The 14,167-nt window shown below is 57.7% G+C and carries 14 protein-coding genes, 1 tRNA gene and 2 pseudogenes; 8 read left to right on the top strand and 9 right to left on the bottom strand.

Going from position 1 to position 14,167, the window contains the following annotated elements; translation table 11 throughout:
* Positions 1-56 precede the first annotated feature (56 nt).
* Positions 57-218: pseudogene (locus tag J2X66_RS17335) on the bottom strand (DUF1016 domain-containing protein); the annotation flags it as partial.
* Positions 219-480: 262 nt separating this feature from the next.
* Between J2X66_RS17335 and J2X66_RS17340 the strand changes: the two are divergent.
* Complete coding sequence (locus J2X66_RS17340; protein WP_310266485.1) at positions 481-945, top strand: carboxypeptidase regulatory-like domain-containing protein; 465 nt, start codon at positions 481-483, stop codon at positions 943-945.
* 141 nt (positions 946-1,086) lie between these two features.
* On the opposite strand, the gene J2X66_RS17345 is transcribed toward J2X66_RS17340, so the two are convergent.
* A complete protein-coding gene (locus J2X66_RS17345; protein ID WP_027922180.1) occupies positions 1,087-1,548 on the bottom strand; it encodes a DUF4234 domain-containing protein in 462 nt (153 codons plus the stop codon).
* Between the two features lie 343 nt (positions 1,549-1,891).
* Entirely contained in the window at positions 1,892-2,347 is a 456-nt protein-coding gene (locus J2X66_RS17350) for an Hsp20 family protein (RefSeq protein WP_310266488.1), read from the bottom strand.
* Between the two features lie 298 nt (positions 2,348-2,645).
* Here J2X66_RS17350 and J2X66_RS17355 point away from each other — a divergent pair.
* Both J2X66_RS17355 and J2X66_RS17360 read left to right on the top strand, forming a co-directional pair.
* Positions 2,646-3,011 (top strand): annotated as a pseudogene (locus J2X66_RS17355) (DUF1214 domain-containing protein); the annotation flags it as partial.
* A 386-nt stretch (positions 3,012-3,397) separates the two neighbouring features.
* Positions 3,398-4,873 (top strand): DUF1254 domain-containing protein, encoded by a 1,476-nt coding sequence (locus J2X66_RS17360; RefSeq protein WP_310266490.1) that lies wholly within the window; start codon positions 3,398-3,400, stop codon positions 4,871-4,873.
* 202 nt (positions 4,874-5,075) lie between these two features.
* Here J2X66_RS17360 and J2X66_RS17365 read toward each other — a convergent pair whose 3' ends face one another.
* The 6 genes from J2X66_RS17365 to J2X66_RS17390 form a co-directional block, all read right to left on the bottom strand.
* Positions 5,076-5,342, bottom strand: a complete 267-nt coding sequence (locus J2X66_RS17365; RefSeq protein ID WP_405046786.1) for an Arm DNA-binding domain-containing protein — start codon at positions 5,340-5,342, stop codon at positions 5,076-5,078.
* A 172-nt stretch (positions 5,343-5,514) separates the two neighbouring features.
* A tRNA-Phe gene (locus J2X66_RS17370) sits at positions 5,515-5,590 on the bottom strand.
* Positions 5,591-5,693: 103 nt separating this feature from the next.
* Positions 5,694-5,966: an oxidative damage protection protein gene (locus tag J2X66_RS17375; protein WP_010464608.1), complete on the bottom strand. Its 273-nt coding sequence runs from the start codon at positions 5,964-5,966 to the stop codon at positions 5,694-5,696.
* Positions 5,963-7,030, bottom strand: a complete 1,068-nt coding sequence (gene mutY, locus J2X66_RS17380) for an A/G-specific adenine glycosylase (RefSeq protein WP_310266492.1) — start codon at positions 7,028-7,030, stop codon at positions 5,963-5,965. Before mutY ends, J2X66_RS17375 begins: the two co-directional genes overlap by 4 nt.
* On the bottom strand, positions 7,027-9,252 hold the full coding sequence (locus J2X66_RS17385; protein ID WP_310266494.1) for an AsmA family protein: 2,226 nt from the start codon (positions 9,250-9,252) through the stop codon (positions 7,027-7,029). Before J2X66_RS17385 ends, mutY begins: the two co-directional genes overlap by 4 nt.
* Before the next feature lie 79 nt (positions 9,253-9,331).
* On the bottom strand, positions 9,332-9,736 hold the full coding sequence (locus tag J2X66_RS17390) for an acetyl-CoA sensor PanZ family protein (protein WP_310266497.1): 405 nt from the start codon (positions 9,734-9,736) through the stop codon (positions 9,332-9,334).
* Positions 9,737-9,958: 222 nt separating this feature from the next.
* On the opposite strand from J2X66_RS17390, the gene J2X66_RS17395 reads away from it, so the two are divergent.
* From J2X66_RS17395 to hisA, 5 genes are all read left to right on the top strand, one after another.
* Positions 9,959-11,623 carry an OFA family MFS transporter gene (locus tag J2X66_RS17395; RefSeq protein ID WP_310266500.1) on the top strand — a complete coding sequence of 555 codons (1,665 nt, stop codon included), beginning with the start codon at positions 9,959-9,961 and terminating at the stop codon, positions 11,621-11,623.
* 271 nt (positions 11,624-11,894) lie between these two features.
* Positions 11,895-12,488 carry an imidazoleglycerol-phosphate dehydratase HisB gene (hisB, locus tag J2X66_RS17400; protein ID WP_003218037.1) on the top strand — a complete coding sequence of 198 codons (594 nt, stop codon included), beginning with the start codon at positions 11,895-11,897 and terminating at the stop codon, positions 12,486-12,488.
* Positions 12,488-13,126: an imidazole glycerol phosphate synthase subunit HisH gene (gene hisH / locus J2X66_RS17405; protein WP_310266503.1), complete on the top strand. Its 639-nt coding sequence runs from the start codon at positions 12,488-12,490 to the stop codon at positions 13,124-13,126. The genes hisB and hisH overlap by 1 nt, the downstream gene beginning before the upstream one ends.
* Positions 13,127-13,384: a DUF2164 domain-containing protein gene (locus J2X66_RS17410; protein WP_050682512.1), complete on the top strand. Its 258-nt coding sequence runs from the start codon at positions 13,127-13,129 to the stop codon at positions 13,382-13,384.
* A 42-nt stretch (positions 13,385-13,426) separates the two neighbouring features.
* Positions 13,427-14,164, top strand: a complete 738-nt coding sequence (gene hisA, locus J2X66_RS17415; RefSeq protein WP_010464588.1) for a 1-(5-phosphoribosyl)-5-[(5-phosphoribosylamino)methylideneamino]imidazole-4-carboxamide isomerase — start codon at positions 13,427-13,429, stop codon at positions 14,162-14,164.
* Positions 14,165-14,167 lie beyond the last annotated feature (3 nt).

A 14,167-nucleotide genomic window follows, 5' to 3' on the forward strand; every position in this document is an offset into this window, starting at 1 on the left:
GTCTTCAAGTTGTTTCGGGACAATGCACTGAAGCCGCAACAAATAGAACCTGCTCAGAACTCGACAATATGCCGCCCAATCTGCCAGCAGGTTTGTACTTGAACCGTATCGACCGCTCGCAGCGCTTTAAGGCATGCCTGTCGGATCAGCTCGCCGAGATTGCCTGCCAGTGAGGCAAGTTGTGAATCTTGAGTGTTTTCGGGTTTGACGAGGCTCATGAAGTCTTCCGCCGCTGGAGAAATCTGGCGAATAGAATGACAACTGAGTATTCGGCGGCGATGCAGGGCACTGCCGGAAAAGCGGAAGGAATTGGCGGATTCGTTTTGCAGGAACAAACCGTCTGCAGTGCGTGTTTGAGGGATACATCGTGTAGTCCTATTCGCAGCGCAATCCAGCACTAATCGATATAAAACTTGAGTATCTCGTTAGATATCTAAAAGAAGTAACGATAGGGTTCTGCAGAACCCGGGAGTCGTCATCATGAAATACGTCCATTCATTGATGCTGCCCATCGCTGCTGTCGGTATGTTGTTGTTTCCTGCCATGGCTCATGCAACGCCTCCAGGACCTGTCGATACGGCCGGTGTGCAGATTCAGCAAGAACAACAGAATGGAATCAGTTACCTGTCAGGAGGCATTGGCCTGGATGAGGCACGCTTTGTTCAACATTCTCATGGGTACAACTTGCACATGAGTTTCTCTGTCGGACCTGCGAACGAATATCTGCCCGACGTGAGTGTGGTCGTGCAGAATGCGCAAGGGCATTCGGTGTTCAGCCTGGATCAGGCCGGTCCCTTGGTGTATGTGCAGCTTCCACCTGGCAAGTACACGGTAGTTACTACACGTAACGGCCAGGAACGGCGCAATACCGTGGATATTGGAAGCGGCCCTGCCCGTGACCTGAACCTTCACTGGGCCGAAGAGCAATACGCCTCCGGCTCATAGACTTCAAATACAGTCACACAAAAAAACCGCAGGAAGCGGTTTTTTTGTGTCGGCAGCAATACCGCGCGCATTCGGGTGTTCAACGGCAAAGGTGATGAGTGACAGTGGCAGTCAGCCGAGACTGCCACCCGTCCAGCTGAATCAGGCTTGCGTTGTCGAGCCGCGCAGGATCAGTTGCTTGCGCTGCTCTTCAGGCAGATCGTTAATGCAGTAGTTGATGTAGAAAACGTTCAGGAAGAACGTGTAGAAAGCGTTCATCCGCAGATCGATTTTGTGTTCGCTAAGAGCGTATTCCGACAAGGCGTTCTTGGCTTTAAACGCCCAGACGATGTACAGCGCGTTGGTCGCAATAATCAAAATGCCGGACAGCGCATCGAACAGTACTTCTCCCGAATTGGATAAAGCGCCACTCCAGCCAAGGCAGACGGCCAGCCAGATGATGTAGGTGTTATCGACCAGTTTGATTTTGGTGGTTTCGCTGATTTTCTGATTGGTTCTGACTAGCCACAGCAACAGGTACAGCCCAACGGTTGCTGCCGACAGCAAAACCATATTCAAGGTTTTAGTGTTGATCTTGTCTTTGAGTTCATTGATGTCAGACATAACTGTTCCATGTTCAGGATTTCGAGAGGAGGGTGTGCTTGCAAGACTGGCTACATATGTCCAGCAGGGGAGGGCAGTGTTTTGCGGGGAGGGGGTGAAAAAGCACGCACTCCATGCGCTGTCTCGATCCTGTGTCGACTGATTCGGATGCGGGGGCATCGGGATCAATGTAGGTCGTCTTCCATGTAACGGAAAAATAATAGCACGGAGCCATCATCGAGCCAGAGCAATAAAATTGGTTTTGTTTTTCGGGGGGATGCACTGCCGGTTTCAGGCCGTTATCAAATCCCAGGCATAAAAAAACCTGAATGAGGCGCTCCGAAGAGCGCCTCGTTTGCTGCTATTAGTTGATTTGCTTCAAATCAGACTTCCCCGAGCCATCAATGTTGATGCGCCGAGGTTTGGCTTCCTCTGGTACAACCCGCAGCAGATCAATGCTTAACAACCCATTGGACAACGATGCATTTTGAACCTCAATGTGATCCGCTAAACGGAAAGACAGTCGAAATGCACGCTGAGCGATTCCCTGATGTAGGTAAATCGTCTCCGTATCACTTTCTCGCTTGCCACCGGCGATGGTCAAAACCTCCTTCTCGACTTGAATGTCCAAATCCTCCTCAGTGAGACCCGCCGCAGCTATGACGATTCGATAATGATCATCACCGTGCTTCTCGACGTTATGAGGAGGGTAGGTAGTCGAAGCCGCCTCGCTGCGTAGCGCGGATTCAAAAAGGTCGTTGAAACGATCAAAGCCTACCGACTGACGGAAGAGAGGGGCCAATGAAACGGTAGTAGCCATTGCTTAAATCTCCTGAGTTTTCTCCAAGTGATTTATGGCGCGACCCGGTTTCGGCATCGCGTACAAAAATATATAGCGATGTGAGAAAAACGATTCAAGAGGAGCAAAAATAATTTTTTATTCTCAAACGGCGAAGGCATCAACGAGGTTATTTATATTGGCAGGCCTGAATTAGGCATCGCAATTCCACCGTGAATGGTCGACCGGCCGCAGTCGACCCTTTCGTTCGTAAGGCAGCGCTGTACTAGTGAAAAAAGAAATATGCGGCCCCTGATTCATGCCTTCCCTTTTTGGAACTGGAGTCTTCCCGGCCACCACCCGTGATGCCGACGGCAAGTTCCTCGACGGCGCTCATACCTACAAGCTCAATTTGCCAGCGAATGTGCCGGCGGCGTTGTTCTGGTCGGTGACGGCCTACGACAACCTCACCGCCTCGGGGCTGGACAACGGCCAGCCGTTCCCGTCGCTCAACCAGAGGGACAAACCGGCGCAGAACAGCGACGGCTCGACCGACCTCTACTTTGGTCCCGAGTCACCGGGTACAGGCAAGAACTGGATTCGTACGGTACCGGGCAAAGGATTCCTGGTGATTGTGCGTTTGTATGGTCCCAAGCAAGCGTTTTTCGACCAGAGGTGGAAGCAGCGTGATTTGATCAGACCGTAACGATGATCTTGCATGGCCCCATTAATAAACGGGGCCATGCAAACAAGTTGGTAGAGATACGCCGAGCAACCCGGTGAGCCTTCAACCCAGTCGGTTGAGCAACAGCAATCGTGCCGCCAGAGCCGTCATTCCCGTTGGCGCAGCTCGATAGCCGGGTAATTGCATTGTCTTGACCACGCACAAATATTCGACCTGAACAGTCATTTGCATCAGACATCCCCAGCACATATTGCGTCCGTTATTGGCTGCCCCCGCCCCGGTAATAGCGGGGTTTTGCTTAATGACCTACGCTCAGATTCGGCAGTAATCCAGCTGGAGTCTCGGCGTGTTCAAATGCTGATCAAGACGTCCAGGGCAGAGAGGATCTTGGTTGGGAGCGACAAAGGATGAAAACGGAATATTCATGTATCAAATGGATCGCCATCGCTGCCGTTTCGGTGGTGCTTGTATCAGGCTGTGCCAGCAAGAACGACCCCGTGGCCCAGGCCGAGAAAGCCGATGCGGCCAAGGGCATCGCCGCGCCCAGCCTCACGGAAACGAAGGCTATCGCCGAGCAAGCCTTCATCTACGGACTGCCGATCGTAATGAACTACGCGATCATGTATGAGTACGCCGTGGACAAAAGCGGCCCGCAGTTCAAGGCCCCCTTCAACCAGATCAAGAACGAACCCCGTGTCTTCACTTACCAGGATACGGCCATCATCACGCCCAACAGCGATACGCCCTATTCGTTCCTCTGGCTGGATCTGCGCGCCGAGCCCATGGTGCTCACGGTACCCGCAGTGGAAAAGAAACGTTATTACTCGGTGCAACTGATCGACGGCAACACCTACAACTACGGCTACATTGGCAGCCGCACCACGGGGAACGGCCCGGGTAACTACATGGTGGTCGGGCCTGACTGGAAGGGCTCCATGCCACCCGGTATTAGCAAAGTCTTCTATTCGACTACGCCCTTTACGGTCGCGGGCTACAGAACCCAGCTCTTCAATCCCAAGGACATGCCGAATGTGGTCAAGGTGCAGTCCGGCTACAAAGTCCAGCCGCTGTCAGCGTTTTTGAAGAAACCGGCACCGCCCGCATCGCCGGTTATCAATTTCCCTCCAAGTACCACTGCCGGGATCAAGGAGAACTTCTTCGAGTATCTTGATGCCGCGCTCCAGTATGTACCGCCAACACCGGAAGACCGGGAAACTCGGGCTCGAATCGCGAAAATCGGCATTGGACCGGGCAAGAGCTTCGAGTTCAAAGACCTCTCGCTTGAACACAAGGCCGCTGTCCTGCTGGGCATGAAGGAAGGTGACGAGAAGGTGGACAAGTGGTTGTCCGGTGGACTCAAGAACGTCAATGGCTGGGGCATCGGTTCGTACTTTGGCGACCGCCATTTCTACAATGGCGACTGGTTGAAGCGCGCCGCCGCGGCCAAAGGTGGTATTTACGGCAACGATGCCGTGGAAGCCACTTACCCCATCACCCGCACAACCGCGACCGGCGAGCCACTCGATGGCAGCAAGCATAACTACACACTCACCTTCCCGGCGGGGCAACTACCTCCAGTGAACGCCTTCTGGTCGGTGACGATGTACGACGGCAAAACACAGCTCCTTATCAAGAACCCGATCGACCGCTATCTACTGAACTCGCCCATGCTGCCCGGCATGAAGAAGAATGCCGACGGATCGCTGACCCTCTACATCCAACGCACTTCGCCTGGCAAGGCGCTGGAAGGCAACTGGCTGCCCGCGCCCGATGGCCCGATTTACCTGGTGATGCGCCTCTATTGGCCCAAGGAGACACCGCCTTCAGTGCTGCCGGCTGGCGAAGGCACGTGGAAGCCAGCAGGCATCGTGGTATCGAAATAGAACCCGCGCCAGCTCACGCAGATCCCCCGGCGTTTGTCGGGGGCGCTCTTTGAAGAACATCGCTTTCGCGGGAGTGGCCACCATGTCCAGATCGGTGGCAGGGTCGTCTCCACGACACCCTTGGCCAACCCGTAACGGAGGATCTGTTGCAGCCACTGGCGAATCTTCCCAGCAGCTCTGCGCTCGTCTGGAGGATTTGCGTTCATGCGAAAGGGTCCTTGCCCTCAGAAATCAGTTGTCGTGCCTCAGATCGCTTTTTGCGAGCTTGCACCAACGTTACTTCCGGGTATGAGCCCAATGCCAATCGATTTTCTTTGCCCAGGTGACGATATTTGAGGCGCCAGAGCTTTGAAGCGGTGGGCATGAGTTCGAGATACAAGCCTTCGCCGTCGGCAAGCTTGTAAGGCTTCTCCCGAGGTTTGGCTGCTTTGAGAGCGGAATCGCTCAGGGGCGTGATTTTCAGGGCCATGGAGCAGCATTTTGGGTGCATGCAGGATCACCGAACTGGCCATGCCCAACTCTGCCCCCAAAACTTTGGGCTGCCTAGGTCAGTTTAGGAAACCATAGACAACAAAAAGCCCGCACTAGGCGGGCTTCTTGTGGGCTTTCGGGTGATTTTGGCACCACCTGAAATTAATTAGTGGTGCCCAGAGACGGAATCGAACCGCCGACACGGGGATTTTCAATCCCCTGCTCTACCGACTGAGCTATCTGGGCAACGGGGCGCATTAAACTGGTTTTTCAGGGGGTCGTCAAGAAAGTTTTCAAAAAAAATTTAATTATTACCGTCGCTTACGATCCGCCCCCCGAGAAATCGGGATTATTCAGCCGGCGGCACATAGCCGTCAGCCTTGGCGTATTCCTCGCCGGAGAAGTACTTGTCCATCTCGCCCTGAAGATATTTGCGGTCTTCGGCGTTCATCATGTTCAGGCGTTTTTCGTTGATCAGCAGGGTCTGGTGCTTTTGCCAGTCGGCCCAGGCCTTGGCTGAGACGTGGTCAAAAATGTCCTGGCCTTTTGCGCCCGGGAAGGGGGCGCGTTCAAGGGCGGGCAATTCTTCTTTGTACTTGCGGCACATGATGGTGCGGGTCATGACGACTCTCCTGCGTTCAATACGGCGGCCGCGCGTTCGAGCAAGGTTTTGACCGGGGCGGCAAGGCCCAGGCGCGGCGGGGTGGCGAGGTTATACCAGAGCCAGTCGGCCTCGGCCACGTGATGGTCGGCCTCCTGGACATGGACCAGCCAGGGTTCGATGGACAATTGGAAATGGCTGAACGTGTGCACCAGGCTCGGTAGCGCCTGTTGGCTGCCCAGTTCCAGCGAGTGTTGCGCGGCCAGATGTTGCAGGTCGTCGAGGTCATCGAGCTCCGGCAAACTCCAGAGACCGCCCCACAGGCCCGTGGAAGGCCGCCGGTAAAGCAGAATCGCGCCTTCACCGTTGGCGAGCATCGGCATCAGCGTGCGCTTCTGTGGCACGGTTTTACGCGGTTTGGGGATGGGGTAGCGGGTTTCGAGGCCGAGCATGTGCGCTTCGCAGCCCTTTTGCAGCGGGCAGAGCAGGCAACTCGGCTTGCTGCGCGTACACAGCGTGGCGCCCAGATCCATCATCGCCTGGGTGTAGGCGTTGACCCGATCATGCGGTGTAAAGCGCTCAGCGTTCGCCCACAGCTGTTTGGCGACCTTCGGCTCCCCCGGATAACCCTCTTGCGCGGTAAAGCGCGCCAGGACGCGTTTGACGTTGCCGTCGAGGATCGGCGCCCGCAGGCCCATGCTCAGGCTGGCGATGGCGCCCGCCGTCGACAGGCCAATGCCCGGCAGCTCAACCAGCTTTTCAACATCACGGGGAAACTCGCCACCGTATTCAGCGACGACAATTTTCGCGGTCTTCTGCAGATTGCGCGCTCGGGTGTAATAACCCAGGCCGGTCCACAGGTGCAGCACTTCATCTTCCGGCGCGGCGGCCAGGGCTTCGACCGTTGGCAACGAAGCCATGAAGCGGTCGAAGTAATTCAGCACGGTGCTGACCTGGGTTTGCTGCAACATGATTTCCGAGACCCACACCCGATACGGGGTGATGCCTTGTTGCCAAGGCAAATCGTGGCGGCCGTGGCGGTCGTACCAATCCAGCACCGCCGTTGAAAACTGCTCGGATCTCATCGCTTGAACAGCCCTTTCAATGCGTTTTTCAGTTCAGGGCTGACTTTGTCGCCGAGCTTCTCGTCGATTTTTTCGCTGATCTTGTCTCCGGCCATTTTGCTCGCGACCTGACCCATGCGTTCGTTATCCAGACGGCAGGCCTTGGCACCAAGTTCCAGTGGACCCCGGCAACGCAGTGGCCACTCGACACCGACAAACTTTTCGCCGACCTGGCAAGCCGGGTCCGGCATGGCGCTGGTGTCGCCTTCGACGATGATGCCCACGCGGTAATCCATGCCCAGCACGCGCAGGTCGACGTCGCCGTCGCCATTCACGGTCATGCCCGGGATACGCACTTTCAGGTCCGGGTTGCTGGCCACGCCGTTACGGAAGGTCAGGTTGCCCTTGAGTTCCTGGAACGGTGTGTCCTTGCCCCGTGGCTCGCCGCTGAGGGTTTTGCGGTTCAGGGTGGCGATGCCTTTGCACAGCTGTTGCTCAAGGTTGGCATTGAGCAGCACGCCGTTGTTGATAACGAAACTGGCGGTGCCGTTGAGGCTGTCGATCAGCGCTTTCTGGCTGTTGCCGCTGGCGGTCAGCGCACTGTTGAGCGTCACCAGGCCTTTGACCGGTGGATTCTTGCCCTGGCTTTCGAGGATTTTTTCCACCGGCACTTTGTTGATGCGCGTCTGCATGTTCAGCGCAGGAACCTGCTGGCGCACATCGAGGGTGCCCTTGGTTTCGAAGTTGCCGTCGTACAGATCGCCGCGCAGGTTCTCCAGGGTCAGCAGGCCGCCCTGGCCGGAAGCCTTGAGCGCCGCGTTGTTGATCGGCAGCTTGTCGAGGGTCAACTGGCCAAAGGTCAGGTCGGCGTCCACATCGAGTTTGCTCAAGCGCTCGACCGGCATCAGGCGTTCGGTGCTCCAGGCTGTCTTGGTCGGCGACTCCGGTAGCGGTGTGCTGCCCGCGCCGGCCATGGCGTCGGCCTCGGTGCTGGCGACTTCAGCCTGACGCACTTGTGTCGCGCTGTTGGCTTCGGCGGATTTGGGTGGCAGATAGCGGTCGACGTTGAACGTGTCGGCCTTGAGGACTGCACGCAGCGATTGCTTGGCGAAGTCTTCGACAGCGATGCGGCCGCTGAAGGTGCTGTCATCGATTTTCAGGTTGATGTTGTCGAACGACACGCTGGTCGGTGTGGCGGCCACACGGCTGACCAGTTCGACTTTGCTCAGGCTGCCTTCGGCCATCGCCGGCAGTTTCTGGCCGATGCTGTCGACAAATTTCGCCAGGTCAAACTGGGCAATCGAAATACCGCCACTGATCTGTGGGGTCTTGTCGAGGTCGTTGACCTTGAGTTCACCCAGTGCGCGCAGTTGGTTGGCGGAGACCTTGATGCCGGTCCATTCGGCGACGTTTGCCGCTTTATCCAGCAGCAATTGCCCTTGCGCCGCGAAGGTCATGGTCTTGCCCCGCAGCGGATCCCCTGCGACTTCGCCGGACAGTTTCATGTCTTCAAACTTGTAGCGCTGCAAGGCGCGTTCGAAACGCAGCTCGCCATTGAGCTCGGTGCGCACTCGCAGAACCGGTTGGTTGGTGCCCAGGAACGCGGTGAGTTTGACGGGAATATTGGTCGAGTCGTGGACCGGGCCGGTGCTGAGCTGAATGCTCTCGGCGCTGAACTGCTTGCCCGTCTGCTCGTCGTTGTACTCAACGCGGGCGTTGTTGACGGTCAGGCTGTCGATGTCCAGGCGAACGGGCTGGGCCGGTTTTTCCACTTGAACGGTGGTTTGCGGTGCCGTTTCGCCAGGAGTGGCCGGTGTCGCGGCCGCAGTGGCTGGCGCCGGGACCTTGCCGACGTCCTGCCAGTTGCCATGCCCGTCCTTGTCGCGGGTCAGGCGCAGGTTCAGGCCTTCGACGCGGACATCGCTCATTTGCACTTCGCGGCGCAGCAGCGGTAGCACGCGCACCGACAGGCCAAGCATTTGCAAGTCGGCAAACGGCTCCGTCGGCTTGACCAGCGTCGCGACACTGGCGTCGTGCAACTCCAGGCCCAGCCACGGGAACAGGCTCCAGCCGATGTCGCCATTGAGCGTCAGCTCAATGTGGGCCTTGTCGCGGGCAATCTGGCGAATCTCGTCTTTATAGTCGTTGGGATCGAAGAGGTGGGTCAGGGCAAAGCCCAGCGCCACAATGATCAGCAACAGCCCGAGAAGTACCAGACCCAGGATTTTGCCGAACGCTTTCATGGGCGAGTCCTTGTAGTTAGTCAAATTCGAAATTCAGCCGGGGAGTATAGCGCTCCAATGCGGACGACCGGTCAGGCGATCACTGCGGCAACATATCCAGCGGCAGTTTCAGCTTGGCCGCCAGCGCCTGGGCTTCGAGATGCCCGGCGGGAGCCAGCAGGCGCAGGGTGGCGCCCGAATCAGAGGCCAATTTCTGCGCTTCGCTCACCAGCCGCTCGGCGACGCCACGGCGTCGGGTAATTTTTCGTACGCAAAGTTGGGACAAATGCCAAACGTCCTGGTGTCGTTGCAAACGCGCTGCGCCCAACAGTCGATCATTGAAGCGTCCGGCGATCAGCGAGCCGTCCCGCAAACAGCTTTCGATCAGCTGAATATCCCCGGAAAACGGGGCGTACAGCCAGTCCGGAGCGTCGCGGTAAATCTTTTGCAGATCCTGCTGATCCTGATAAGTGACCTCGTTCAGCGGTTCGACAATGATCGGCATGGCGTCTCCTTAAAGAGGTACGAGAACAGATGACTTACAAAAGGTGATATCAGTTTGGTTTTTCTGTCACGTGCAAATGGTAACCTTTGCCCGTTCGTCCGTCCCGCTGCGACCCGATGTCGCACAAAAAGGCACTTCACCCAACAAAACGGTCATGCGTGCGCATAAAGGCCGGGGGTGAGGAGTGGCTGGCGAACCCTACTAATAATTGGGGGATACACAATGACTACGAGCCTCGCGGCGGACGGCCTCAACGCCGGCCAGCCTGCGTTCCTGTCCAAGGAGCGCATCATCGCCAAGCCCGGTTTCAACCGCTGGCTGGTACCACCGGCCGCGTTGGCCATCCACCTTTGCATCGGCATGGCCTACGGCTTTTCGGTGTTCTGGTTGCCACTGTCCAAAGCCTTGGGTGTGACCAAACCGGTGGCGTGTGCGCCGGACATGAGCTTTATCTCGCAAGTCTTCTCGTCGCAATGCGACTGGCCGATCTCGATGCTCGGCTGGATCTACACCCTGTTCTTCATCTTCCTCGGCTGCTCGGCAGCGATCTGGGGCGGTTGGCTGGAACACGCCGGGCCGCGCAAGGCGGGCGTTGTATCGGCGCTGTGCTGGTGCGGTGGTCTGCTGATTTCTGCGCTGGGGATCTATACCCACCAGATCTGGTTGATGTGGGTCGGCTCCGGGGTCATTGGCGGTATCGGCCTGGGGCTGGGCTATATCTCACCGGTGTCGACGTTGATCAAGTGGTTTCCGGACAAGCGTGGCATGGCGACCGGCATGGCGATCATGGGTTTCGGTGGTGGCGCGATGGTCGGTGCTCCGCTGGCTGCAGCCCTGATGGGCCATTTCGCTTCGGCAGAAAGCGTGGGCGTATGGCAGAGCTTCCTGGTGATGGCCGCGATCTACTTCGTGTTCATGATCGGTGGCGCACTGTCCTACCGCGTTCCGCCGACTGGCTGGAAACCTGAGGGCTGGACCGCTCCGGCGAAAAAAGCCTCGAATGCGATGATCACTCACCGTCACGTTCACGTGAATGTGGCGTGGAAAACTCCGCAGTTCCGTCTGGTGTGGCTGGTGCTGTGCCTGAACGTATCCGCCGGCATCGGCATTCTTGGTATGGCGTCGCCGCTGTTGCAGGAAGTGTTCGGTGGCAAATTGATCGGTGTTGACCTGCCATTCGGTCAACTGGACGCCGGGCAACTGGCTTCGATTGCGGCGATTGCTGCCGGCTTTACCGGTTTGCTGAGCCTGTTCAACATCGGTGGCCGCTTCTTCTGGGCCTCGTTCTCGGACTACCTGGGTCGCAAAAACACTTATTTCGTGTTCTTCGCCCTGGGCTTTGCGCTGTATGGACTGATTCCGAACCTTGGCCATCTGGGCAGCGTCGCGCTGTTCGTGGCCGCGTTCTGCATCATCCTTTCGATGTACGGCGGTGGTTTTGCGACGGTCCCGGCGTATCTGGCGGACCTGTTCGGCACGCAAATGGTCGGCGCGATCCACGGTCGTCTGCTGACGGCATGGGCAGCGGCGGGCGTGTTGGGTCCGGTGTTGGTCAACTACCTGCGTGAATATCAGCTGAGCATCGGCGTTGAACGCGCCGCCGCTTACGACATCACCTTGTACATCCTCGCCGGTCTGCTGGTGCTGGGCTTCCTGTGCAACTTGCTGGTGCGTCCGGTGGCTGACAAGTACTTCATGACCGACGCTGAACTGGCTGCCGAACAGGCGCTGGGCCACGACAAGGGCACTGACAGCAGCACCGTGCTGGAGTGGAAAGCTGCGCCGGGCACCAAGCCTTTGGCGGTGGCTGCGTGGTTGGTGGTGGGTATTCCGTTGGCGTGGGGTGTTTGGGTGACCTTGCAGAAAACTGCAGTCCTGTTCCACTAAGTTCGCTTACACCTGATCGTTCCCACGCTCTGCGTGGGAATGCCTCCCGTGACACTCTGCGTCACATTCGAAGCGGACGCGGAGCGTCCGGGGCTGTACTCCCACGCAGAGCGTGGGAGCGATCAGCACACTCTCGATGCTTGTATGGACATGTCTATCCCCGACAGCACGGGGTTCTATCCGTCAGCCATATCACGTCTCGTGTTTCTGTTTCGGCCCCGCGCCCCTATAATGGCTGCCTTTTTCGCCCAATGATTTTGCGGAGCTGGTGATGGCCGAACGTAAGGCGTCAGTCGAGCGCGACACTCTGGAAACCCAGATCAAAGCCTCGATCAACCTGGATGGCACCGGAAAGGCCCGATTTGATATCGGTGTTCCTTTTCTTGAGCACATGCTGGACCAGATCGCCCGTCACGGGCTGATCGACCTGGATATTGTCAGCAAGGGCGACCTGCATATCGATGACCACCACACCGTGGAAGACGTCGGTATCACCCTGGGTCAGGCCTTCGCCAAAGCCATCGGCGACAAAAAAGGCATCCGTCGCTACGGCCACGCCTATGTGCCGCTCGATGAAGCGCTGTCGCGCGTGGTGATCGACTTCTCCGGCCGCCCAGGCCTGCAGATGCACGTTCCCTATACCCGCGCTACCGTTGGCGGTTTCGACGTTGATTTGTTCCAGGAATTCTTCCAGGGCTTCGTCAACCACGCCCTCGTCAGCCTGCACATCGACAACCTGCGCGGTACCAACACCCACCACCAGATCGAAACCGTGTTCAAGGCTTTCGGCCGCGCCCTGCGCATGGCCGTTGAGCTCGATGACCGCATGGCCGGTCAGATGCCATCGACCAAAGGCGTTCTGTAATGCAGACGGTCGCGGTTATCGATTACGGCATGGGCAACCTGCACTCGGTGGCCAAGGCCCTCGAGCACGTCGGTGCCGGCAAGGTCCTGATCACCAGCGATGCCGACGTGATTCGCGAAGCTGACCGGGTGGTTTTTCCCGGCGTCGGCGCGATTCGCGATTGCATGGCGGAGATTCGTCGCTTGGGCTTCGATTCGCTGGTGCGTGAAGTCAGCCAGGACCGCCCGTTCCTCGGCATCTGCGTGGGCATGCAAGCCTTGCTCGACAGCAGTGAAGAGAACGACGGCGTCGACTGCATCGGCCTGTTCCCGGGCGCGGTGAAGTTCTTCGGCAAAGACCTGCATGAAGACGGCGAGCACCTGAAAGTCCCGCACATGGGCTGGAACGAAGTGAAGCAGACGGTCACGCATCCGCTGTGGCACAACATTCCGGACCTGGCGCGTTTCTACTTCGTGCACAGCTACTACATCGCCGCCGGTAACGCGCGGCAGGTGGTCGGTGGCGGTCACTACGGTGTCGATTTCGCCGCCGCGCTGGCCGATGGCTCGCGTTTCGCCGTGCAGTTCCACCCGGAGAAGAGCCATACCCATGGCCTGCAATTGCTGCAGAACTTCGCCGCGTGGGATGGTCGCTGGTAAATGGCCGTCAAGAAGAAGCCACCGATCCTGACCCTCACTCCTGAACAGGAGAACGAGGCTAACCAGAAGATCAAACGCTTCATGGAGGATCGCTTCGAACTGGACCTGGGTTCGTTCGAAGCGGCCGAAATCCTTGAGCTGTTTACCCGTGAAATTGCTCCGCACTATTACAACAGGGCGATTTTCGATGTGCAGACGCACCTCAAAGAGAGGTTCGAAAGCATCGAAAGCGACTTGTGGGCGCTCGAGAAAAACTGATTTCCGAGCGAAGCTGAATACTCGAATTTGAAGGTTTGCCAGATGCTGATTATTCCCGCTATCGATCTCAAAGACGGTGCCTGTGTTCGTCTGCGCCAGGGCCGCATGGAAGATTCCACGGTGTTCTCCGATGACCCGGTGAGCATGGCTGCCAAGTGGGTGGAAGGCGGTTGCCGTCGTCTGCATCTGGTCGACCTGAACGGCGCCTTCGAAGGCCAGCCGGTCAACGGCGAAGTGGTCACCGCCATCGCCAAGCGCTACCCGAACCTGCCGATCCAGATCGGCGGCGGTATCCGTTCCCTGGAAACCATCGAGCACTACGTCAAGGCCGGCGTGAGCTACGTGATCATCGGCACCAAAGCCGTGAAAGATCCGGCCTTCGTCGCCGAAGCTTGCCGCGCGTTTCCGGGCAAAGTGATTGTCGGCCTGGACGCCAAAGACGGCTTCGTTGCCACCGACGGCTGGGCTGAAATCAGCACCATTCAGGTGATCGACCTGGCCAAGCAATTCGAAGCCGACGGCGTTTCCGCGATCGTTTATACCGACATCGCCAAAGACGGCATGATGCAGGGCTGTAACGTACCGTTCACCGCCGCGCTGGCCGCTGCCACGCGCATTCCGGTGATTGCGTCCGGTGGTATTCACAACCTCGGCGATATCAAGTCGCTGCTCGACGCCAAGGCGCCCGGCATCATCGGCGCGATCACCGGCCGGGCGATCTACGAAGGCACCCTCGACGTCGCTGAAGCGCAAGCTTTCTGCGATTCGTACAAAGGCTGAGGA

The sequence above is a fragment of the Pseudomonas sp. 3296 genome (assembly GCF_031456615.1).
Lineage (GTDB): Bacteria > Pseudomonadota > Gammaproteobacteria > Pseudomonadales > Pseudomonadaceae > Aquipseudomonas > Aquipseudomonas mucoides.

Coding starts and splice junctions, on each gene's coding strand:
- J2X66_RS17340 (WP_310266485.1), top strand. CDS start 481: ATGAAATACGTCCATTCATTGATGCTGCCCATCGCTGCTGTCGGTATG.
- J2X66_RS17345 (WP_027922180.1), bottom strand. CDS start 1,548: ATGTCTGACATCAATGAACTCAAAGACAAGATCAACACTAAAACCTTG.
- J2X66_RS17350 (WP_310266488.1), bottom strand. CDS start 2,347: ATGGCTACTACCGTTTCATTGGCCCCTCTCTTCCGTCAGTCGGTAGGC.
- J2X66_RS17360 (WP_310266490.1), top strand. CDS start 3,398: ATGAAAACGGAATATTCATGTATCAAATGGATCGCCATCGCTGCCGTT.
- J2X66_RS17365 (WP_405046786.1), bottom strand. CDS start 5,342: ATGGCCCTGAAAATCACGCCCCTGAGCGATTCCGCTCTCAAAGCAGCC.
- J2X66_RS17375 (WP_010464608.1), bottom strand. CDS start 5,966: ATGACCCGCACCATCATGTGCCGCAAGTACAAAGAAGAATTGCCCGCC.
- mutY (WP_310266492.1), bottom strand. CDS start 7,030: ATGAGATCCGAGCAGTTTTCAACGGCGGTGCTGGATTGGTACGACCGC.
- J2X66_RS17385 (WP_310266494.1), bottom strand. CDS start 9,252: ATGAAAGCGTTCGGCAAAATCCTGGGTCTGGTACTTCTCGGGCTGTTG.
- J2X66_RS17390 (WP_310266497.1), bottom strand. CDS start 9,736: ATGCCGATCATTGTCGAACCGCTGAACGAGGTCACTTATCAGGATCAG.
- J2X66_RS17395 (WP_310266500.1), top strand. CDS start 9,959: ATGACTACGAGCCTCGCGGCGGACGGCCTCAACGCCGGCCAGCCTGCG.
- hisB (WP_003218037.1), top strand. CDS start 11,895: ATGGCCGAACGTAAGGCGTCAGTCGAGCGCGACACTCTGGAAACCCAG.
- hisH (WP_310266503.1), top strand. CDS start 12,488: ATGCAGACGGTCGCGGTTATCGATTACGGCATGGGCAACCTGCACTCG.
- J2X66_RS17410 (WP_050682512.1), top strand. CDS start 13,127: ATGGCCGTCAAGAAGAAGCCACCGATCCTGACCCTCACTCCTGAACAG.
- hisA (WP_010464588.1), top strand. CDS start 13,427: ATGCTGATTATTCCCGCTATCGATCTCAAAGACGGTGCCTGTGTTCGT.